At 65.7% G+C, this 20,712-nt stretch carries 14 protein-coding genes and 1 pseudogene; 6 read left to right on the top strand and 9 right to left on the bottom strand.

Annotated features, from left to right (window positions below; translation table 11 throughout):
• Positions 1–7 precede the first annotated feature (7 nt).
• From AC1D2L_RS15100 to AC1D2L_RS15090, 3 genes are all read right to left on the bottom strand, one after another.
• Positions 8–1,600, bottom strand: a complete 1,593-nt coding sequence (locus AC1D2L_RS15100) for a gamma-glutamyltransferase family protein (RefSeq protein ID WP_476846698.1) — start codon at positions 1,598–1,600, stop codon at positions 8–10.
• 83 nt (positions 1,601–1,683) lie between these two features.
• Positions 1,684–2,985 (bottom strand): NAD(P)/FAD-dependent oxidoreductase, encoded by a 1,302-nt coding sequence (locus tag AC1D2L_RS15095; protein ID WP_476846697.1) that lies wholly within the window; start codon positions 2,983–2,985, stop codon positions 1,684–1,686.
• A 151-nt stretch (positions 2,986–3,136) separates the two neighbouring features.
• The gene (locus tag AC1D2L_RS15090) at positions 3,137–4,468 is read right to left on the bottom strand and encodes a calcium-binding protein (protein ID WP_476846696.1); all 1,332 of its coding nucleotides are present in this window, start codon (positions 4,466–4,468) and stop codon (positions 3,137–3,139) included.
• A gap of 350 nt (positions 4,469–4,818) precedes the next feature.
• Here AC1D2L_RS15090 and AC1D2L_RS15085 point away from each other — a divergent pair, with 350 nt between their 5' ends.
• A complete protein-coding gene (locus AC1D2L_RS15085; protein ID WP_476846695.1) occupies positions 4,819–6,333 on the top strand; it encodes an MFS transporter in 1,515 nt (504 codons plus the stop codon).
• Positions 6,334–6,342: 9 nt separating this feature from the next.
• Here AC1D2L_RS15085 and AC1D2L_RS15080 read toward each other — a convergent pair whose 3' ends face one another.
• The 3 genes and pseudogenes from AC1D2L_RS15080 to AC1D2L_RS15070 all read right to left on the bottom strand — a co-directional run bounded on the left by AC1D2L_RS15080 (position 6,343) and on the right by AC1D2L_RS15070 (position 10,519).
• Positions 6,343–8,151, bottom strand: a complete 1,809-nt coding sequence (locus AC1D2L_RS15080; RefSeq protein ID WP_476846694.1) for an ABC transporter ATP-binding protein/permease — start codon at positions 8,149–8,151, stop codon at positions 6,343–6,345.
• Between the two features lie 150 nt (positions 8,152–8,301).
• Complete coding sequence (locus AC1D2L_RS15075) at positions 8,302–8,553, bottom strand: hypothetical protein (protein WP_476846693.1); 252 nt, start codon at positions 8,551–8,553, stop codon at positions 8,302–8,304.
• 183 nt (positions 8,554–8,736) lie between these two features.
• A pseudogene (locus AC1D2L_RS15070) lies at positions 8,737–10,519 on the bottom strand (peptide ABC transporter substrate-binding protein).
• A 494-nt stretch (positions 10,520–11,013) separates the two neighbouring features.
• Between AC1D2L_RS15070 and AC1D2L_RS15065 the strand changes: the two are divergent.
• Positions 11,014–12,945, top strand: a complete 1,932-nt coding sequence (locus AC1D2L_RS15065) for a hybrid sensor histidine kinase/response regulator (protein WP_476846783.1) — start codon at positions 11,014–11,016, stop codon at positions 12,943–12,945.
• A 51-nt stretch (positions 12,946–12,996) separates the two neighbouring features.
• On the opposite strand, the gene AC1D2L_RS15060 is transcribed toward AC1D2L_RS15065, so the two are convergent.
• The gene (locus AC1D2L_RS15060; protein ID WP_476846692.1) at positions 12,997–13,392 is read right to left on the bottom strand and encodes a VanZ family protein; all 396 of its coding nucleotides are present in this window, start codon (positions 13,390–13,392) and stop codon (positions 12,997–12,999) included.
• Positions 13,393–13,653: 261 nt separating this feature from the next.
• On the opposite strand from AC1D2L_RS15060, the gene asnB reads away from it, so the two are divergent.
• Genes asnB through nadE form a run of 4 tightly spaced genes read left to right on the top strand, consistent with a single transcriptional unit; the run spans position 13,654 to position 18,454 of the window.
• Positions 13,654–15,591, top strand: coding sequence for an asparagine synthase (glutamine-hydrolyzing) (asnB, locus tag AC1D2L_RS15055; RefSeq protein WP_476846691.1), 1,938 nt, complete (start codon positions 13,654–13,656; stop codon positions 15,589–15,591).
• Positions 15,592–15,613: 22 nt separating this feature from the next.
• Positions 15,614–15,880, top strand: a complete 267-nt coding sequence (locus AC1D2L_RS15050; protein WP_476846690.1) for an acyl carrier protein — start codon at positions 15,614–15,616, stop codon at positions 15,878–15,880.
• Between the two features lie 25 nt (positions 15,881–15,905).
• Positions 15,906–17,450 carry a class I adenylate-forming enzyme family protein gene (locus AC1D2L_RS15045; protein WP_476846689.1) on the top strand — a complete coding sequence of 515 codons (1,545 nt, stop codon included), beginning with the start codon at positions 15,906–15,908 and terminating at the stop codon, positions 17,448–17,450.
• Entirely contained in the window at positions 17,447–18,454 is a 1,008-nt protein-coding gene (nadE, locus tag AC1D2L_RS15040; protein ID WP_476846688.1) for an NAD(+) synthase, read from the top strand. The genes AC1D2L_RS15045 and nadE overlap by 4 nt, the downstream gene beginning before the upstream one ends.
• 164 nt (positions 18,455–18,618) lie before the next feature.
• Here nadE and AC1D2L_RS15035 read toward each other — a convergent pair whose 3' ends face one another.
• Together AC1D2L_RS15035 and AC1D2L_RS15030 are read right to left on the bottom strand one after the other, a co-directional pair.
• Positions 18,619–19,734 (bottom strand): hypothetical protein, encoded by a 1,116-nt coding sequence (locus AC1D2L_RS15035; RefSeq protein WP_476846687.1) that lies wholly within the window; start codon positions 19,732–19,734, stop codon positions 18,619–18,621.
• On the bottom strand, positions 19,731–20,399 hold the full coding sequence (locus AC1D2L_RS15030) for a N5-glutamine methyltransferase family protein (protein WP_476846782.1): 669 nt from the start codon (positions 20,397–20,399) through the stop codon (positions 19,731–19,733). The genes AC1D2L_RS15035 and AC1D2L_RS15030 overlap by 4 nt, the downstream gene beginning before the upstream one ends.
• Between the last annotated feature and the right edge of the window lie 313 nt (positions 20,400–20,712).

The following is a 20,712-nucleotide window of genomic DNA, read 5'->3' as shown; positions in this document are numbered from 1 at the left end:
AACCCGCTCAGAACCCCGCTGCCAGTCCATCCTTGCGGTGGTCGGAGCCGGCGACGTAGCCGTCCTCGAGCCGGTGGATGAGCTGCGCTCCGCCAAAGCCAAAGGCGTTGTCGGGCTCTTCCAGCGAGATTTCGTGGCCCATCGCGGCGAGGGCGTTGAGCGACGCCTGCGGCATCACGCTCTCGATCGCGACCTCGTTGCCCCTCACGAAGCGCCAGCGCGGGGCGTCGCTTGCGGTCTGCGGGTTCTGGCCGAAGCAGCGGGTGCGCAGGACCATCTGGAGGTGCCCTTGCGCCTGCATCGGCCCGCCCATTAGGCCAAAGCTCATCAGCGGCGCATCGTCCTTCATGACGAAGCCCGGGATGATCGTGTGGAAGGGGCGCTTGCACGGCGCGACCTGGTTGGCGTGGCCGGGCTGCAGCGTGAAGCCGAGGCCGCGGTTCTGCAAATGGATGCCGGTGCCGGGCACGACCACGCCGGAGCCAAAGCCGCTGTAGTTCGACTGGATGAAGGACACCATCATGCCCGACGCATCGGCAGCGCTCAGATAGACGGTCCCGCCTGTGGTGGGCGCACCGACCGGCGCAAGTTGCGCCTGCGTGCGCGAGATCAGCTGCGCGCGCTTCTTCAGATAGGACGGATCGAGAAGCTGCTCGGTGGTGACGGTCATGGCGGCGAGTTCGCCGACATAGGCGTCGACATCGGCGAAGGCGAGTTTGATCGCCTCGATCTGGAGATGCAGCGCCTCGGGGCTTTCGGGCGCGAAGGCGTCGATATCGGTGTGCTCGAGCATGCCGAGCGCCATCAGCGCGGCGATGCCCTGGCCGTTGGGCGGGATCTCGTGGACGTCGACGCCGCGAAAGCGCGTCGAGATCGTGCCGCACCAGTCGGATTCATGCGCAGCCATGTCCTCGCGCGTCAGCGCCGCGCCGTGCTCGGCAGCGAAGGCTGCGATCTTGCCGGCGAGATCGCCGCGATAAAAGTCCTCGCCCTGGCTGGCGGCGATGGCTTCGAGCGTGCGTGCGAGCGCCTCGTTGCGCACGATCTCGCCGGCCCTAGGCGCGCGTCCACCCGGCATGAAATTCTCGCGGAAACCGGGCTGCTCGGCGAGCACGGCTGCGCCCTTCTCCCAGAGCACCGCAATCGTCGGCGAGAGCGGAAAACCGTTGCGGGCATAGTCGATCGCCGGCTCGAACAGCTCGGCGAAGGGCAGCTTGCCGAAGCGCTCGGAGAGCTTGACCCAGGCCGAGACCGCGCCGGGCACCGTGACGCTTTCCCAGCCGCGCTGCGGCATGCTCTTGAGCCCGGCGAAGCGCTCGGGCGTCCAGCCGGCCGGCGAGCGGCCCGAGGCGTTGAGGCCGTGCAGCTCCTTGCCGTCCCAGAGAATGGCGAAGGCGTCGCTGCCGATGCCGTTGCCGGTCGGCTCGACCACGGTGAGCGTGATCGCGGCGGTGAGCGCCGCATCCACCGCGTTGCCGCCGCGCGCCAGCGCGCGCACGCCGGCCTGAGCCGCCAGCGGCTGCGAGGTCGTGACGATGTTGCGGGCCATCACCGGCACGCGCCGGACAGAGTACGGAGAGGCGTAAGAGAAGGACGTCATCGAAACTCTTTCGGCTGCTGGTGATGTGATCTCGGCTATCGAATGGCGTAAGGGCAAGGGAGCTGCCAACAGGTACGGCCGGCCTATCCCTGGTTCGTCGCGGCAGCGCGGCTCTCGCGCAGCCAGTCCATTGCCTGATAGCTCCAATAGGTCAGCTGCGCAGCCGCCACGCCTGCAGGGCCGCCATTCCAAACCAGGCCGAACGGGGCGAACTGGCGGATGCGATCCGACTGCCCGGTGATCGCCTCGGCAACCACGCGCCCGCCGATCGCGGTGGTGTTGAGGCCATGCCCCCCAAAACCGTGGCAGTGCCAGACATTGGGCCGGATCTGGCCGATCTGCGGCATCAAATGGCGTGCATAGGACATCAGCCCGCTCCAGGCGACATCGACCTTGATGCCGGCGAGTTCGGGATAGGTCTCGATCATGGTCTTGCGCAGCATCTGCGCCAGCCGGCGCGGCTCGCTGGTGCGCGTGGTGATGCGGCCGCCCCAGAGCAGCCGGCGACCATCGTCGACGAGGCGGTAATAGTCGCCCGCGCGCCGGTCGTCGCTGACGGCGGCCCGCGTGCGGATGCTGGCCGACAAGGCCTCCGGTACGGCCTCGGTGATCAGCACATAGGTCGCGATCGGCAATTGGCTGGAGCGCAATTCCGGCATCAGACTGTCGGTGTAGCCGCCGCCGGTGAATACGACATGCTTCGCCCTGACCTCTCCGGTCGCGGTGCGGACGATCTTTTCGGGCGCGTCGAGCTCGGTCGAGATCGCGTGGGAGCCCTCGTAGATCCGGCCACCGCCTGCCTCGATGGCGGCAGCCAGCGCACGCGCATAGTTCAGCGGATGGATGTGGAAGGCCTGGGGGTCGTGGAGCCCCTGGAAATAGCGCTTCGAGACCAGGCGTTCGCGCACCGCCTGCGTGTCCAGATAGTCCACCCGGTAGCCGTTGCGCGACTGCAGCCGCTCCTGCTGGCGCTTCATGCCGTCGGGATCGTGATAGCGGATCACCTTGAGCCAGCCATCGACGCGCTTTGCATCCGAGATGCCGAGGTCGCGGATGTTGTCGCCGACGATGTTCACGCCCTCGATCGAGAGATCATAAAGCTTCTGCGCCGGGTCCTCGCCGAGCGCCTGCTCCAGCGAGGCGAGCCCGCGCGCATAGCCGGCGCTGACGAAACCGCCATTGCGGCCCGAGGCTCCCCAGCCGACCGCCTGCGCGTCGAGCACGACCACGGAGCGGCCAGCGCGCGTCAGTTCGAGCGCAGCCGTGAGACCGGCAAAGCCCGCGCCGACGATACAGACATCCGCCTTTTCGACCCCGGTGAGGGAGGCACGCTGGCGACGGTCGGTGAGCGTGCGTGTGTAATAGGTGTCGATGTAAGGCGTCATCTGGAATCCGGCAGGCTGGAAGGGCGTGGCAAGTATCGCCAACGGCTTGCAATGGACGCTCCATAGGACTTTCGCGCGAAGATTGACAACCTGCGAAAACGCCCCCGCCGCGAGCAGCGACGGGGGCGTAACTATCGGGGGAGTGGATCGATCAGGCGCCGAAGGTTGCGCCGTAACTGGCGGTCTCGCCATTGGCGAAGCCGGTCAGGATGGCGTCCGCGCGCGCTTGATAGACCTCGCCGGCATCAACGGCGGCATAACCGACGATCTGGCCGAAGACGGCGCCACGCGCCTGGATGTCGGCCTGCGCCTCGCTGAGGCCCGCGCCCGTGTAGAGATTCTCGAAAAACGCGATCTGCGACATCAGCGAGGCCTGCTGAGCGGTGTTGGGCACGGAGCCGAAAATGTCGACATAGGCGCCCGCCACGAAGGCGTCGTCGGTGCCGCCGGCATATTTCGCCTGGAATTCGGCAGTCGAGGCGAAGCCACGTCCCAGGGCCTCGTAGGGGCCAAGCTGCGGCGAACTGCTGCCCAGTACGTCCTTGTAGTAGTCATATTGCTGCTGGGCGAACACCGTCAGCGAATCCAGCTTGTCCGAAGTGGGGATCGTGCCGTTGACGATGCCGGCGACGAGCAGCGCCGGAATGGTCGAGTTCCCCGCGTCCTGGATCAGCGCATCGACATAGGCGTCGAAGCTGAACTTGTTCTGGGCGAGGCCGACGCCGACCGTCTCAGCCACCCCTGCCGGAGCCTCTGCCCTGACGACAGCACGATAGGCGCCGGCGGAGTCGTTGAGCGTATCCTGGGGAACGAAGGTGTTGGTGGCGATATCGACGCCGCCATCCTTGAACTGCAGGAACTCCATGTTGCGCAGCGTGTCGGTGCCGTCACGGGCCGCGTTGGCGTCCGCTACCGTCATCGCGCCGCCCGTTGCCGCGAGCGTGTAGTCGGTATGGTTGCCCTGGTAGATCCCGATGTCGAAGCCGCTGGCACCGTCCAGGATATCGTCTCCGGCAGCGCCGAAGAGCTTGTCGTTGCCGACACCGCCTTGCAGGAAATCGTTTCCGGCCGTGCCGGTCGCGCTCGTGCCGCCGTTGATGGGCACCACGACGATGCCGGGACCATTGCCGCCCGGCGTGCCCGGAGTGCCGGGCTCGCCAGTGCTTCCCCCGAGAAGGCCGCCAAGGCCGCTGCCGATGCCTGACAAGGCATCACCCAGCCCGCCGCCAATGTCTGAAACCGCCGAGCCCGTTCCCGCGAGCAGGTCGCCCAGGCCATTGTCGACAGCGCCGAGCAGGTTGCCCAGACCTGAATCCGGGCCGAGCAGGCCGCCACCCAGAATATCCCCTGCCCCGTTCGTGCCCGGCAGCACGGCGACGTCCGCGATCCCCGGGATGTTGAGATTGATAAGCCCATTCTGCCAATTGCTCGACGTTCCGACGCCGACAGTGAGCAATCCGCCCAGGTTAAGCAAATTTGCCATAGCGCTTACCTCCAGTTGCGATAAGCCGTTAACGCCTGGATACGCAAAGCAGATGCATATGAGATCGCGATAGCGGCCATCATCATGGAGGAATGATTGACGGTTGTAGTGGCCTTTGACGGAGAAATTGATTCATGTTTGCAGGAAATGTAACCAGATAACTTCGCCACTCGAAGGAAACTCGGAACATTACCTGAGGGAAGCTCGCGCGTGGGGCCGCGTGTCCGCTCTGCGCGCAATCGCGGACCTGCCCCCACATGCACGCGCTTCCGGTTCTGCGCGCGGCTGGTAGAGAACGACACGGTGGCGCGCGTCGACGCGGCGGCGCCGCGGTTGGCTATGGGATCCCGATGACCGTTGAACCGTCCGACACCGGCGCGCAGGGCGATGCTGCGAATGCGCCGGCAAACCGGGCTCGCTTTCGCGCGCTGTTCTCATCGATCGCCCTGCCGATGTTTCTCGCGATCGTCGACCAGACCATTGTCGCGGCGGCGCTCCCGGCGATGGCGGCGACACTCGGCAATGTCGAGAATGTCTCCTGGGTCGTGGTCGGGTATCTCGTGGCCGCAACCATCGCGGCACCTGTGTACGGCCGGCTCGGGGATGCATTTGGCCGCCGGAGCATGATGTTCGTGGCGCTCGGCATCTTTTCGGTCGCCTCTATGCTCTGCGCCGTCTCGCAAAGCATGATGATGCTGGTCATCTGTCGCGTCCTACAGGGACTTGGTGGCGGCGGGCTGATGACGACATCGCAGGCGCTGATCGGCGAGACGATCCCGCCGCGAGAACGGCCGCGCTACCAGGGCTACCTCGCGACCATCGTCGTGGCGTCGAGCATGTTCGGGCCGGTCGCCGGCGGCTTCATGACCCATGCCTTCGGCTGGCGCTCGATCTTTCTGGTCAACCTGCCTGCAGTCCTGTTCGCCGCCCTGCTGGCGCGCCGCCTGCCGGCCCGCTCGCTCAGGCCGCAGACGCGATTCCGGTTCGACTTCGTCGGGCTCGGCCTGTTCATGGTGCTGGTCGTCTCGCTGCTGCTGAGCCTGTCCTACCTGCCGCGCCACGGGTTTTCGCTGGCGCCATGGTTTCTGGCGGCCGGTGGCGTCGCCTGGCTTTCGGTGCTGGCGCTGCTGATCGCGCATGAGAGCCGCACGCCGCAACCGCTGATCCCGGTCCGGCTGCTGCGGCACCCGGCGATCTGGCGGGCCGACATGCTGGCGACCTGCCATGGCGCGGCGCTGGTCTCGCTGATCACCTATCTGCCGATCTATTTCGTCGTGGCACGCGGCACGAGCCCGGCGCAGACCGGCCTTCTGCTGCTGCCGCTGACGGCATGCGTAGGCATGGGATCGATGCTGACCGGCAAGCTCGTCACGATGAGCGGGCGGGTCGCGATCGTTCCGACGATCGGGCTGGCCTGCTCGACCCTGGCATTGCTGGCGCTGGCGCTATCGGCTCGTTATCTCAGCCTGCTGCAACTCAGCGCCCTTCTGGGGCTGATCACCTTCTTCATGGGCTCTGTCATGTCGGTGGTCCAGCTGACGGTCCAGTCATCGGCACCGCCCGAGAGCATCGGCGCTGCCGCCGCGTCCGTGCAGCTGTTTCGAACCATGGGCTCCGCTCTTGGGGCCGCAATCGTCGGCGCGGTGCTGTTTGCCATGCTCGCCTCGACCGATCCGGGCACAGCCGCGCATTTCACCGCAATCCTCGAGCGAGGTCCCGCAGCCTTCGAGACGCTTGCCGAAGGCGACCGGCTGGCGCTGCGCGAGGCTATCGCCGATGTCTTCCGGGTGGCCTTCCTTGCCATCGCCGGCTTTACCACGCTTGGTACGATCCTGGCCGGAACCAATCCCCGCCGGCGTCTCTGAGGCGCGCCATCAGGCGGCCTCGTCGTTATCAGCGAGACGGTTCTTGAACAGCCGCCAGAGCGACTTGCCGAGCCGCCGCGAGCTCAGATGCGCTCCGGCGAGACGCTTCTCGAGCGTGATCTTGCGGTCGTGGAACTCTTCCAGACCTGGGCGATGACCGACGCTGATGACAGTCGAGGCGGCAAGCTCGGCCTCGAACAGCGCAAGCAGGGAATTCTGGCTGTCCTCGTCGAGCGCAGAGGTCGCCTCGTCCATGATGACGATGTCGGGCGTCTGGATCAGGAGGCGCGCAAAGGCGACCCGCTGGCGCTCGCCCCCCGAGAGGATGCGGTCCCACTTGTCCTCGTCGTCGAGGCGCTTTGCCATATAGGCCAGGCCGCACCGCTTCAGCGCCGCGAGCACGACCTCGTCGTCCACCGGCGTCTCGGCCTCCGGATAGAGCAGCACGGTGCGGAAGGTGCCGAGCGGCAGATAGGGTTTTTGCGGCACGAAGGCGATCGACATGCCGCGTGGTACCGTGATCGAGCCCGAACCCCATGGCCAGAGGCCGGCCAGGGCGCGGATCAGCGTGCTCTTGCCGGTGCCGCTTTCGCCGACGATCAGGACCTTTTCCCCGCGCGCGATCGCAACCGTGGCATCGGCGATGACGACCCGGCCATTGCTGTGGGCGATGGAGAGGTTGTCGAGATGGATCGCGCCGTCGTCGCTCTCGCCGAACTCGATCCGCGTCTCGCCTTCCATGATCGTGCCGATGTCGAGCCCTTCGAGCGCCTCCTGCAGTTCGTCGACGCGCGCGACGGATGCGAACCATTCGGCCAGGCGGACAAAGTTGTCGACGAACCAGATCAATGCCGCCTGGACGGCGCTGAAGGCGGCGACGACCTGCATCACAGCACCCAGCGTGACTTCGCCCGACAGATATTTCGGGGCGATAAGCAGCAGCGGCACGATCGGGAACAGGGCGCCGTTCGTGTTGAGCACCAGGGCGATGACGCCCTGCTGGCGCACCACCTTGAGCCAGGCTGAAACCACGCGCCCATAATTCTCGCCGACCGATACGCGCTCATCGGCGTCGCCGCGGATCAGCGCGATGCTCTCGGCATTTTCCCGCAGGCGGGTCATTTCCGCGCGGAACTGAGCCTCGGTCTCGTTCTTGGCCGAGATCCGCGCGACCAGCGGCCGGCCTGCCCAATAGGCGGCAAGGGAAGCGACCAGCGCATAGAGTATCGCCGCAAGGGCCATGTAGCTCGGGATCACCAGATCGTAGCCGGCGATCGTGAAGCTGGCCGAGCCGGCAACCCGCCAGAGGATCGCGGCGAAGGTCGCCGCGGTCACCGCCGCACTGATCAGCCCGATCGCGAATTCGACGAGTGGCTCGATCGACAGGCGCACATCCTCGGCGATGCGATATTCCGGGGCGCTCTGTTCGGTCGCCGTGAACTGCATGCGGTAATAGCGCTGGTCGGCGATCCACCAGCCGGCGATCCTGCGGGTCAGATACTCGCGCCAGCGCACCTGGAGCAGCATGCGGCTGATCACCAAAGCCGACAGCGTCAGGGCCGACACCGCGATCAGGACAGGCAGCCACGCCACGACGGTCCAGACGCGCGACACGTCGTGCTTCTCCAGCGCGTCGAAGAACAGGCGGTTCCACAGGTTGACGGCAACGGCGGTCGCGATCTGTGCCGCGACGAAGAGCAGAACCGTCAGGGTATAGCCCCAGGCCCGCAATCGCGTCGGCCCTGTCCAGAACCCCAGCGCCGTGGAGAAGAACCGGCGCATGCGCGAGCGAGGGGGAACGCGCGGTGAATCTGGCATACTCTGGCTACTCCGCTCGACCCCGCAGCTGCTTGGTGCTGCACTGCGAAACGTCGCGCGTCTGACGGTGTTCCAGAGGAGCCGGAGTTAAGTGCGCTGGCTGCGGGCATGGCGCGCCTCAGGGCCGGGCGCGGCATGTCGCCTTGGGGCTCAGATCCTGGCTTCGGCGACGCCCAGCTTATGGAGGAGTTGCTCGCGGTTCATGCAGGAGACGTCATAGGTGACATGGCGCCCCTTGAAATCCGTGCGCTGCGCGAGCGACCTCGTCATCGAGCGGGTGACATCGTCGATCCGCGCCTCGCAGGCCGCGACGGAGGTGAAAGCGGGCTCGTTCACGCGGGTGGTGGTGCAGCTCGGCTCGCCCGACACGCAGGCGAGGACGATCATCGTGAAGGCATCCATTCTCCGCTCCGCTGTTGCGAAGGCCTGCGATCGAGATCGCTCGAGCTTGCCGGCGGATGGTTAACCGATGCTTTCGAGAGCGGGCGGGATGCCCCTGATTTTTGCGACGGCGGCCGGTGGCCGCCATCGCTTGTTGTCACTGCCGGCACCGGAACCGTTCAAGCGGCCCCGGGCGCAGCTTGCCTAGCTGCGGTACCAGGCACCGATATTCCAGGTCGTAACGTCCCAGCCCGAGATATCGGGCTGCAGGCTGTTCACCGCCGCGCCGACCGCCGTGCGGGAGCTGACGGGCAGGATCACATTGGCCTGGCAGAAGATCTCATCGACCTTCATCAGCAAGGCTGCGCGCTTGACCGGGTCGAGTTCCTTCTGGGCTGCCAGATAGGCCTCGTCAGCCGCCTTGTCGGAGTAGCGGGAGACATTGCGCCCCTGCCACTTGTTCTCCTTGTTGGCGACCTCCCAGGAGACGAGCTGGTTGAGCAGCCGCTCCGGGTCGGGCTGCAACTGCGTCGTCGTGTACATTTCGATGTCGCAGTAGAGCTTGGTGTAGGTGTCGGGGTTCGCCACGTCCGAGGAGAAGAACACCGATGCGGTCACCGACTTCAGCTCGAGGTCGATGCCGGCACGCTGGCAGGCCTGCTTGACGATGGCCTGGATCTTCTGGCGCGGCGCGTTGATCGAGGTCTGGAAGACGTATTTGAGCTTCTTCCCGTCCTTCTCGCGAACCCCGTCGGCGCCGCGCTTGTAGCCGGCGTCGTCGAGGATCTTGTTCGCCTTCTCGACATTGAACTCTCAGCTTAGGAGACTTGAAGCGCTTGGGCGCGTTGACGAAGCTGCCCGTCGCGACGCCGCCGCGACCGAAGATGAACTTCTCGATCGAGTCGCGGTCGATCAGCAGGTTGATCGCCTGCCGGACGGCCGGATCGCTCAGCGTCGGGTGCCTGGTCTTGATGCTCGAGCGCTCGCCATCGACCTCGGTCCACGGATCGGTCGTGTTCAGGATGATGAACTCGATGCTGCCGGCCGGCACGGCGATGACGCGGCCGCGTCCGCCAGTTTCCATGCGCTTGAGGATGTCGTCCTCGACCTGCAGGTTCCAGGCATAATCGTACTCGCCGGTCTGCAACACGGCGCGGGCGGCCGAGACAGCATCGCCACCGCCCTTGACCTCGACGGTGTCGAAATGTGGCTGGTTCTTGACGTGGTAGTTTTCGTAGCGCGCAGCGGTGAGGATATCGCCCGGCTTGAACTCGACGAACTTGTAGGGGCCGGTTCCGACCGGCTTGAGATTGGCCGGGGCCTCGCGCGAGGTCTTGCCCTTGAAGTTCTCGAAATGATGCTTCGGCAGGATCATGCCGACCACGCCGACGAAGGCGTCCGCCCAGAAGGGCGTGGGCTTGTCGAAGATCACCTTGACCGTGAAGTCGTCGACCTTCTCGACCTTGATCTCCCTGTAGGAGCCGTTGGTGTAGGCGGCGGTCTCCGGGTCACCCGCATAGGCTGCCGTGAAGACGACGTCATCGGCGGTGAACGGCTTGCCGTCGTGCCAGGTCACGCCGCGCTTCAGCTTCCAGGTCACGCTCAGGCCGTCGGCCGCGAGACCGCCATTCGCCCGCGAGGGGGCCTCGGCCGCCAGGAACGGCACGAGATTGCCGTCGGCATCCCAACCGGCCAGCGGCTCGTAGAAGACGCGCGAGGCCAGCTGGTCCTTGGTGCCGGAGGCAAAATGCGGGTTGAGAAGGGTCGCAGCCTGCCAGATCAGGATCTTGAGGGGCCCGCCGCCGCCGGCCTTGGTCGGCTTGTAGTCGAAGGCCGACTGCGCCATCGCGACGTCGTTCCAGGCCAGAAGCTGGCTCGCCACCGGCGCGGCGATGCCCACGGCAGCCATCTTTTGCATAAAGGAGCGACGCGATACTTCACCGCCCTTCACGCCCGAGATCAGACCGTGAATATCTTTCTCATTCATTTTGAATTCCCCAACTCGGCACGACAATAGCTGGCGTCGATGCATTGTTCTTATCCGCCAGTGCGCCAGCAGGGCACGGCCGGCCGGACGGGTCAACCGACGTCGATGCACGTTGCTGCGTCACCCGATGCAACCCGGCCGGGTGATCGGCCCGGCGCAAGCGCCGAGGCGAGCTTGCGGCGAGCCTGGACCAAGCCATTGAAGAAGCTGTCCTCGGCTGCGCGAAGGAGCCCGCGGGGGCGTAGCCAGCGCGTCCCGAAGCGCTTGATCAGAGCTCGCGATGTCGCAGGCCCCGCGCGGGCTATCGCTGGCTTGGGCCGCGAAGTATATCTCCCCGATACCAAGTAGATCTCACATGGAGTAAAACTTGCGGCCCATCTGCGCGCTCCCGGACGGACTTGATTTTTTCCAAAGCGAACCCGGGAACGAATGGCGGTGAAGCGCGTTAGAGCGTGTTGGGTTGACGTTACCGGGCATTGGGGGTGTCCACGAATATGGTGCTTGAGCGCAATCAAACGGACGATCGGTATCGGCTGCTGATCGATGCCGTGACCGACTACGCCATCTATATGCTGGACCCGACCGGCCTGGTCTCGAGTTGGAATCCGGGCGCCCGCCGCTTCAAGGGCTACCAGGACCACGAGATCATCGGGCACCATTTCTCGCGCTTTTACACGCCCGAGGACCAGGCCTCCGGCCTCCCTGCCCGTGCGTTGGAGATCGCCCAGAAGGAAGGACGCTTCGAACATGAGGGCTGGCGCGTCCGAAAGGACGGCACCCGGTTCTGGGCCCATGTCGTCATCGATCCGATCACACACCCGGTCAGCGGGCGCGCGCTCGGCTTCGCCAAGATCACGAGGGACCTGACGGAGCGGAAGAAACGCGATGAGGCGCTCCGGCGCAGCGAACAGTCGTTTCGACTGCTCGTTCAGGGCGTCACCGACTACGCAATCTACATGCTCGATGAGAAGGGCATCGTGACCAATTGGAACGCTGGCGCCGAACGGATCAAGGGCTACAAGCCCGAGGAGATCATCGGCCAGCATTTTTCGGTGTTCTACACGCCCGAAGAGCGCGGGCGCGGGGTTTGTGATCACGCGCTGGAGATCGCCAGGTCAGCAGGGAGTTACCAGACAGAGGGCTGGCGCGTCCGCAAGAGCGGCGAGCAGTTCTGGGCCAGTGTCGCGATCGACCCGATTCACGACGACGAAGGAAGCATCATCGGCTTCGCCAAGATCACCCGCGACATGACAGAGCGGCGGCGCTCCGAGGAGGCCCTCGAAGTCGCCAGGGAAGCGCTCTATCAGTCGCAGAAGATGGAATCCCTCGGCCAGCTCACCGGCGGCATCGCGCATGATTTCAACAACCTGCTCAACGCCATCACCGGAAGCCTCGAACTCCTGCGCAAGCAGGTGACGGACGAACGGCAGCTCAGCCTGATCGGCAACGCCCTGCAGGGCGCTAGCCGCGGTATCACCTTGACCCAGCGCATGCTCGCCTTCGCCCGCAAGCAGGAGCTGCAGCCGAAGCCGGTCGGGGTCGCGCCACTGGTCGCAGGCATGATGGATCTGCTGAGCCGCTCGCTGGGCCCGACAATTGCGGTGGAGACCGATTTCCCGGACGATCTGAAGGCCGCCTTCGCCGATCCCAACCAGCTCGAGCTCGCGATCCTCAATCTCGCTGTGAACGCGCGCGACGCCATGCCGGCGGGCGGAAAGATCGAGATTTCGGCTGAGAACGCCGTCGTGAGCGAGGAAAACCGCGGCACGCTCTCGCCCGGCAACTATGTCCGGATTGTCGTCGCCGACAACGGCACCGGAATGGACGGCAAGACGCTGACCCGCGCTCTCGAACCGTTCTTCACCACCAAGGGCGCAGGCAAAGGGACCGGCCTTGGGCTTTCGATGGTTCTGGGCACGGCCGAGCAGTTGGGCGGGAGCCTCAATCTGGCAAGCGCCCCCGGCAAAGGCACGACGGCGATCCTGTGGTTGCCCGCAAGTGAGTCCGAGGCAACGGCCGTGTCAGATGATGCCCCCTCCTATCTCGCAGCAGAAGCGTCCAAGGCCTTGCGCATCCTTGCGGTGGACGACGATGCGCTCATCCTGATGAACACCGTCGCGCTGCTCGAGGATCTTGGCCACGTCGTCGTCGAGGCCAGTTCCGGCCGTGAGGCTCTGGCGAGGCTCGAGGAAGGCCGCGGCTTCGACCTGATCATCACCGACCACGCCATGCCGCAGATGACCGGCGGACAGTTGATCACGGAGGTGAGCAAGCGCTGGCCGAACCTGCCGATCATCCTTGCGACCGGATACGCCGAGATTCCCGAAGGGCTGCGCCCTGGCGTGAAACGCCTGAACAAGCCGTTCTGGCAATCGGATCTCGAAAAGGCGATCGCAGAGTCCGCCGTGCCACCTCCGCTTCAGTAGGCGGGATGGCGGCAGCGCCAGGAAGTGGGCTCGCGGCGGGGCCGCCTGCCCTCACCCTTGCTCTATTGTCGAGGCCGGCTTCTGCATGCGCCGGATCCAGTAGTTTGCAGCCGCGCCGATCGCCACGCCGATGACGACGCCGCTCGCTTTCACGAGAAAATCCTCGAACCTGCCATGGCGATCCGGAAGGACGTTCTGCAGCCATTCGAGCGTTCCCGCGCAGGTGACGATGAGGGTCAGGAGGAGAAGCGGTCGGCGCGGCAGCGCCAGCGCGAAGGCGATGCCGACCACTGCAAAGGCCGCGAACCGTTCGACGCTGACCGGCAATGCCGAGATCGGCCGCATCTGGATCGGTGACAGCGTCGCCATTGCGACAGCCGCCAGTGCGGCGCAGCCACCGATCAGGGCAATCTTGCGGATGTGACGAAGCGAGAAGGCGATGGGCATCGCCGCCCGGTAGCACAAGCCGGGCCAAGGTTACATCCCAGCGTTGCGACAGCGAACCGCCAGGCTGCGAAGCGCTGCGCTGGCGCCAGCGCGCTGCCGCTGACTGCTGCAGAGGGCGACGCGTGGTTGACGTAGGAAATCCACGCCGGGCGAGACCACGACATTTACCATTCTCCTGAGTAGTCTCAAATGTTTAGAGATTATCCGCGCCTCGATAGATATAGTCCGGCCTGCATTGATGGAATCGGAAAACATCTCGGCATGTGCGGGTTCGGCGGATATTTCGGCACAGTCCGGGATGGGAGGGCACTCCTTGAACGGATGACGGCTGCCATCGCGCATCGCGGCCCCGACGAGCAGGGATTTTTCACCGCGAGGACTGCCGGCCTTGGCCATGCGCGCCTGTCGATCGTCGGCCTCGGCGATGGGCAGCAGCCCATGTCGGACGCCTCGGGCGAGCTGACGATCGCCTTCAATGGCGAGATCTTCAACTATGTCGAGTTGCGCGACCAGTTGCGCGCCAAGGGCCGCGTCTTTCGGACCAGCAGCGACACCGAGGTGATCCTGCATCTCTATGACGAGATGGGCGACGACTGCGTCACCGTGCTCAACGGCGACTTCGCCTTCGCGATCTGGGACGGCCGCCGCCGCCGCATGGTGCTGGCCCGCGACCGCATGGGCGTCAGGCCGCTGTTCTACACGCGCAGGGGCGAGCAGCTCTTCTTCGCCTCGGAGGTCAAGGCGCTGCTGCAGGTGCCGGGCGTCAGGGCGGAGATCGACCCCGTCGCGCTCGACCAGATTTTTACGCTATGGGCGCCAATCGCGCCGCGCACGGCCTTCCGCGACATCTACGAGCTCGAGCCCGCCAGCCTGATGATCGTGCAGGAGGGCAGCGTCTCGACGCGGCCCTATTGGAGCCTGAGCTATCCCGACCGGGACGCACCGCCCCAGTATCGCGACGAGCGTGTCGCGGCGGAGGAGTTGCGCGCCCTGCTGACGGAGGCGACCCGCATCCGCATGCGCGCCGATGTGCCGGTCGGCGCCTATCTCTCGGGTGGCCTCGATTCCTCGATCACCTCGGCTCTGGCGGCCGGAATGGCGCCCGGCGGGCTTCGGACCTTCTCCGTGACCTTCGACAGCGCCGAACACGACGAGAGCCCCTTCCAGCTCGAAATGGCGCGTGCATTGGGCACGCATCACAGCGCTGTGGCGTGTGGCGATGGCGATATCGCCTCTGTCTTTCCCGATGTCATCCGCTTCACGGAACGACCGATCCTGCGCACGGCGCCGGCCCCGCTCTACAAGCTCTCGGGCCTGGTCCGCGAGGCCGGCCTCAAGGTCGTGCTGACGGGCGAAGGCGCCGACGAAGTGTTTGCCGGCTACGACATCTTCAAGGAGGCCCGCGTGCGCCGCTTCTGCGGCCGGCAGCCGGGCTCGCGGATCAGGCCGCATCTGTTCCGCAGGCTCTATCCGTATCTGCCCGGCCTGAAGCAGCAATCGGCCGAGTATCTCGCGTCCTTCTTCGGGGCGGGAGGCACGGGCCTCGACGATCCCCTGTTCTCGCACCGCGCGCGCCTCGACGGCACGGCGGCAACGAAGCTGTTCTTCTCCGGCGATCTCCGGGCGAGCCTGTCCGGTTACGATGCGGCCGAGGATCTCGCCGCACAGTTGCCCGCGGACTTTGCTCGCTGGCACCACCTTCACCAGGCCCAGTACCTGGAGGCCCGCTTCCTGCTGCCGGGCTACATCCTGTCGAGCCAGGGCGACCGCATGGCCATGGCCCATGGCATCGAGGGTCGGTTTCCCTTCCTCGACCACAACCTGGTCGAGTTCGCCTCAAAGCTGCCCCCCGGGATGAAGCTCAAGGGGCTGGTCGAGAAGCATATCCTGCGCGAGGCGACCAAGGACCTCCTGCCGCCGTCCATCGGCCAGCGGACCAAGCAGCCCTACCGCGCACCCGATAGCCAGTCTTTCGTGGGCGCGGGCTCGCGGGACTATGTCGGCGCGATGCTGGGCGACGCGGAGATCAGCGCCGGCGGCCTGTTCAATCCCAAGGCCGTAGCCAAGCTGCACGAGAAATGCACTCGCCAGCCGGCTTCGGGTTTTCGCGACAATGCCGCCTTCGTCGGCATCCTGTCGACGCAGCTCTGGCTGAAGACCTTCACCGACACCAAGACTTCGAGCGCGATTGCCGCGTGACATCGCCAAGACGGGGACAACCATGACCGATACCATCCGAGACGCAGTGAAGGCCTTTGTCGTCGAGAACTTCCTGTTCGGCGACACCAGCCACCCCATGGCCGACACGGACTCGCTGATCGAGAACGGCATCATCGATTCCACCGGCGTGCTCGAGCTCGTGGCCTTCATCGAGGACCACTATGCGATCACCGTCGCCGATGCCGACATCGTGCCGGCCAACCTCGATTCCCTGACGCGCATCACGGCCTTCATTGCATCGAAGACCGCCTCGCTCGCCGCAGCCTGACAGCGACAAGCGAAAGTCCCGGCCGATGCGCGTCGAGCAGTTTCTCATCACGAACACGGCCGCGCATGGCGCGAAGACCGCTGTCGTCACCGACCGGAAGCGGCTGAGCTACGCCGAGCTCGGCGATCTCTCGGACCGGCTGGCAACCGCTCTGGCCGTGAACGGCGTGAAGCGGGGTGACCGCGTCCTCGTCTTCATGGACAATTGCTGGGAAGCAGTCGTCTCGATCTTCGCGATTCTCAAGGCCGGAGCGACTTTCAGCCCGGTCAACGCCTCCACCAAGGCCGACAAGCTCGCCTATGTCATCGGCGATTGCGAGGCCGCCGCTATCCTGACGCAGGCCAGGCTGATGCCCGTGGTGAGCCAGGCGCGCGCACTTGCGAGCCGGCCGCTCTTCGTCGCTTCGACGCATGGGGCCGGCGGAGTACCGCCCGAGGGCGCCGCTGCCTTCGAGGCCTGCCTCGAGGTAGCACCCGAGCCTGTCGATCACGGCGGGATCGACATCGACCTTGCCATGCTGATCTACACCTCGGGTTCCACCGGACGCCCCAAGGGCGTGATGATGACGCATCGCAACATCGATGCCGCCGCCGAGTCGATCACGACCTATCTGCGCAACACGCCCGACGACATCATCCTCAACGTCCTGCCGCTGGCCTTCGACTACGGCCTCTACCAGATGCTGATGTCCGTGCGGCTCGGGGCCACACTTGTCCTTGAGAAGTCGTTCGCCTTTCCGCAGGCGATCTTCGAGCGAATCCGGACCGAGCAGGTCACCGGTTTCCCGCTGGTGCCGACGATGGCCGCGCTCATCCTGCAGATGCGCGATCTCGCGCCGGGCTTCCTGCCGAGCCTTCGATATATCTCCAACACCGCCGCTGCGCTGCCGCCGGGCCATATCGCGCGGCTGCGCGAGCTTTTCCCCGGCGTGCAGCTCTATTCGATGTACGGGCTGACCGAGTGCAAGCGCTGCACTTATCTGCCGCCCGAGGAACTCGACCGCCGCCCGGGCTCGGTCGGCATCGCCATTCCCAACACGGAAGCGATCGTCATCGACGATGACGGCAACCCGGTCGCTCCAGGCGAAGCCGGAGAGCTTGTCATCCGTGGCCCGCACGTCATGCAGGGCTATTGGCACAACGACGTCGCAACGGCGCAGATGCTGCGCGCGGGCCCGCAGCCCTGGGAAAAGCGCCTGCATACCGGCGACCTGTTCCGGACCGACGAGGATGGTTTCCTCTACTTCGTCGGGCGCAAGGACGACATCATCAAGACGCGCGGCGAGAAGGTCGCGCCGAAGGAAGTCGAGACGGTCCTGCACGCCCATCCCGGCATTGCCGAAGCCGTGGTGACCGGCGTGCCCGACCCCGTTCTGGGCCAGGCGATCGCGGCTCTCGTCGTGCTTTCTGACCCCGGCCTGAGCGCGCGCGAGATCATCCGGCACTGCGCGCTGCACCTGGAAGATTTCATGGTGCCGAAGCTGATCGAGTTCCGCGACGAATTGCCGAAAACAGATACCGGGAAGGTCAGCCGTAGGCTGGCAGCCGAAACATTGGGATCCGCCGCATGACGATCGCCCTCGCACCGGGCCGGCCCGCCTTCTCGGCCGCTACACTGACGCTCGACAATGCCGCCGAGACCGATCGCATCGTCGCCGCCTTGCGCGAGCAGCTTCGCGGCATGCGCAAGCGCGGTCTGGTGCTGGGCCTTTCCGGCGGCATCGATTCCAGCGTCTCGGTGGCGCTCGCCGTCCGGGCCGTCGGTGCCAAGAACGTCTTCTGCCTGTTGATGCCCGAGAGCGATTCTGATCCCGAGAGCCTTCGCCTCGGCCGGCTCGTCGCCGAGACCTTCGGCGTCCAGGCCATCGTCGAGGACATCGCCCCGTCGCTCCAGGCGATGGGCTGCTATGACAGGCGCGACGCCTTCATCCGCGAACTCGTGCCGGAGTACGGGCCGGGCTGGGAATCAAAAATCGTGATCGCCAATTCGCTGGCCGGCGATGGCTACAACATCTCGTCGCTGGTGGTTCAGGACCCGGACGGTCGCCAGACCAAGCAGCGCATGCCGCCGGCGGTCTATCTCGGCATTGTCGCGGCCACCAACATGAAGCAGCGCACGCGCAAACAGATCGAGTATTATCATGCCGATCGGCTGAATTTCGCGGTACTCGGCACCCCGAACCGGCTCGAATACGACCAGGGCTTCTTCGTCAAGAACGGCGATGGCGCAGCCGACGTCAAGCCGCTCGCCCATCTCTACAAGACCCAGGTCTACGCGCTTGCGGCCTATCTCGGCATCCCCGCGGAGATCTGCGCGAGGCCGCCGACGACCGACACCTATTCCCTCGCGCAGACGCAGGAGGAGTTCTACTTTTCCCTGCCCTATGACCGCATGGACCTCTGCTTGTACGGCCTCAATAACGGCCTGACGGCCGAGGACGTCGGCACCGCCGCCAAGCTGTCAGCTGTCGAGGTCGAACGCGTCTGGGCCGATATCGCGGCCAAGCGCCGGGCGACGCGCTATCTGCATCTGGGCCCGCAACTGGTGCGCCTGGTCGACGAGGTCGCCTGCTAGCGCTTGTGGTCATTCGGGCTCAGGCATCGCGATCGGGAATCGTCATTGCGAGCGAAGCGAAGCAATCCAGGGGGGGCGAAGTGCGCTGCCGCTCCTGGATTGCTTCGCTTCGCTCGCAATGACGGGTGAGGCCAGGCCATCAGTCAACTCATCGGGACATGGGCCTAGTCGAAGCGGCCTCCGGCCAGGCGGTTCCAGTGCTCGCCGGCCAGCCCGTTGAAGAAGCCCTCCCCGCTCAGGAGCGCATTCACAAGTTCCTTGTCGCGGGAATGGACGACCGTCGAGGCCGGCTGCGTCATCGCAACCCGCCGCCCCAGCATCGCAGCAAGCAGCGCAGGTTGCGTACGGCCGCGCAGGCCAGCCGCGCCGCGCTGCGCGGCATCGCCGATCAGGCAGTCGATGACCGCCCCGGCCTGCCCCGGCAGCGCCAGCACCTGCAGGACGCGCGCAATCCCGCCCGGACGCACATGATAGAGGAAGGCGCCAACCAGCGCCCCGCTGGGGCTCGATACCGATGCGAACACCGCCTCACCATAGTCGGGCTTGTCGGCGGCCTCGGCCAGGATATGCGCCAGCGGCGCCTCGCTCCAGTCGGGACGAAGCGCGAACTGCCGTGTCAGGGGCTCCATAAAAGCCGCGAAGGCTGGCTGGTCGACCTCCGTGACCTTGAGGCCGGCCTTGCTGGTCCAGACCAGCGGGGTGCCCGACCAGCTCAGCGCGTTTTCCGGCATTCGGCCACGCAGGTAGCGATCGATCGCGCGCGCCAGTGGAGCGAGCAGGCGCGCTGCACTGACGCGCCGCGACACCACTGCCAGCACGAAGGCAGAGGGTCGGATGACCCGGAGCCAGTCGAGGCTGTACGGCGGCAATGTCACGCCGCGCAGCTTCGTCCACATCTCGGCCGACAGGGCATTCGAGGTTTCGCTGAAGGAGATGTCCTGCGGCCCGGCGAGGAACGCCCGCAGCAATCTGGCTCCCGCCATCGCATCGTTGGCGCGGGGGTCGACCATCAGCGAACCGCAGACGGCGGCGCGCAGCTTGCGATCGCCATGCCGCATCGGCAGCGCGTTGACGCCGATGAAACCTGAAATTCCGCCATCAGTCGCGATATGGACAAGCGGCGCGATCTCTGCATCGTATCCCGGTGCCTCGAGATAGAGCTGGCGCAGATAGGTCTGCAGCGCCGGGGATGGCGGCTTGCGGGCGTCGCGGAAGCTTCGCTGAAAGAGCGCGGCGACCTCTGTAATATCCGCAGCCTGAAGAGGGCGGATCTGGCTCATGCCAAGCCCGCCGGGGATGAGGTCGCGGGCGCGTCTGTCCGCAGCTTGCGGAGCAGAGCGACACGCGGAATATCGACCTCGTCCCTGGCGAACGTCACGGGCTCATAGGCTTTGGTGCGGGCGATCAGGGCCGCCACCTGGCGGTCCTGCCCCTGCCCGAACTCGAACAGCAGCCAGCCGCCCGGCTTGAGGAACGCGACCGCGTCCCGCACGAGCCGCTGGTGGATCGATATGCCGTATGGCCCCCCGTCGAAAGCCTCGCGCGGCTCGGCCTCGAGCAGATGGGCGCTCTCCCCTTCTAGGCGCGCGCTCGAGATATAGGGCGGATTGCAGACGATCATGTCCGCAGCGTCGGCCAGGCCATCACCCTCCAGCGCGGCAAACAGGTCGCCCTTCCGGATGGTGACGCGGCCCTCAAGGCCGAGGCGCGCGGCATTGCTGCGGGCGAGCGCCACCGTGTTGTCGGTCAGGTCCGCGCCGAAGACCCGGGCTGTGTCGATCTCGGCTGCGATGGCCAGAGCCAGATTGCCGGAGCCGCAGCACATGTCGATCACGGTGGCGCCGGAACCGCCCTCGCGGAGGATCGCGACGGCGCTGCGTCCGAGCAACTCCGTTTCCTGCCGGGGCACGAGAACGTCGGGGGCCAGTTCCAGCGTCACGCCCATGAAACGGTGCAGGCGGGGCGAGGCGTCCCCGGCTTGGTCGGCAACTCTGGGCGGCACGGCGCTTCCTTACGTCACTTGGCGGCCATTTATGCACAAAGGCCTAGCGTGTCCCGGTAAACACCCGCTGAAGAATATCCTTCCTCTATTTCCGTGGGCAGAATAATTGCCTCTGCAAGAACAAGCCGGATGAATCTCGCCTCCGCAATGATGGCGCTCCAGATCTCCGAACCTTGGCAGGGATATGCTGCTCATCCCGCAGTGGACTTCATCTACACAACCTTGAGGGCCTTCCGGGAAGAGCACTCCACGGCCC

Source organism: Allobosea sp. P1_B10 (genome assembly GCF_056406735.1).
This window is presented reverse-complemented; position numbering and strand designations above follow the sequence as displayed.

Coding starts and splice junctions, on each gene's coding strand:
- AC1D2L_RS15100 (WP_476846698.1), bottom strand. CDS start 1,600: ATGACGTCCTTCTCTTACGCCTCTCCGTACTCTGTCCGGCGCGTGCCG.
- AC1D2L_RS15095 (WP_476846697.1), bottom strand. CDS start 2,985: ATGACGCCTTACATCGACACCTATTACACACGCACGCTCACCGACCGT.
- AC1D2L_RS15090 (WP_476846696.1), bottom strand. CDS start 4,468: ATGGCAAATTTGCTTAACCTGGGCGGATTGCTCACTGTCGGCGTCGGA.
- AC1D2L_RS15085 (WP_476846695.1), top strand. CDS start 4,819: ATGACCGTTGAACCGTCCGACACCGGCGCGCAGGGCGATGCTGCGAAT.
- AC1D2L_RS15080 (WP_476846694.1), bottom strand. CDS start 8,151: ATGCCAGATTCACCGCGCGTTCCCCCTCGCTCGCGCATGCGCCGGTTC.
- AC1D2L_RS15075 (WP_476846693.1), bottom strand. CDS start 8,553: ATGGATGCCTTCACGATGATCGTCCTCGCCTGCGTGTCGGGCGAGCCG.
- AC1D2L_RS15065 (WP_476846783.1), top strand. CDS start 11,014: ATGGTGCTTGAGCGCAATCAAACGGACGATCGGTATCGGCTGCTGATC.
- AC1D2L_RS15060 (WP_476846692.1), bottom strand. CDS start 13,392: ATGCCCATCGCCTTCTCGCTTCGTCACATCCGCAAGATTGCCCTGATC.
- asnB (WP_476846691.1), top strand. CDS start 13,654: ATGTGCGGGTTCGGCGGATATTTCGGCACAGTCCGGGATGGGAGGGCA.
- AC1D2L_RS15050 (WP_476846690.1), top strand. CDS start 15,614: ATGACCGATACCATCCGAGACGCAGTGAAGGCCTTTGTCGTCGAGAAC.
- AC1D2L_RS15045 (WP_476846689.1), top strand. CDS start 15,906: ATGCGCGTCGAGCAGTTTCTCATCACGAACACGGCCGCGCATGGCGCG.
- nadE (WP_476846688.1), top strand. CDS start 17,447: ATGACGATCGCCCTCGCACCGGGCCGGCCCGCCTTCTCGGCCGCTACA.
- AC1D2L_RS15035 (WP_476846687.1), bottom strand. CDS start 19,734: ATGAGCCAGATCCGCCCTCTTCAGGCTGCGGATATTACAGAGGTCGCC.
- AC1D2L_RS15030 (WP_476846782.1), bottom strand. CDS start 20,399: ATGGGCGTGACGCTGGAACTGGCCCCCGACGTTCTCGTGCCCCGGCAG.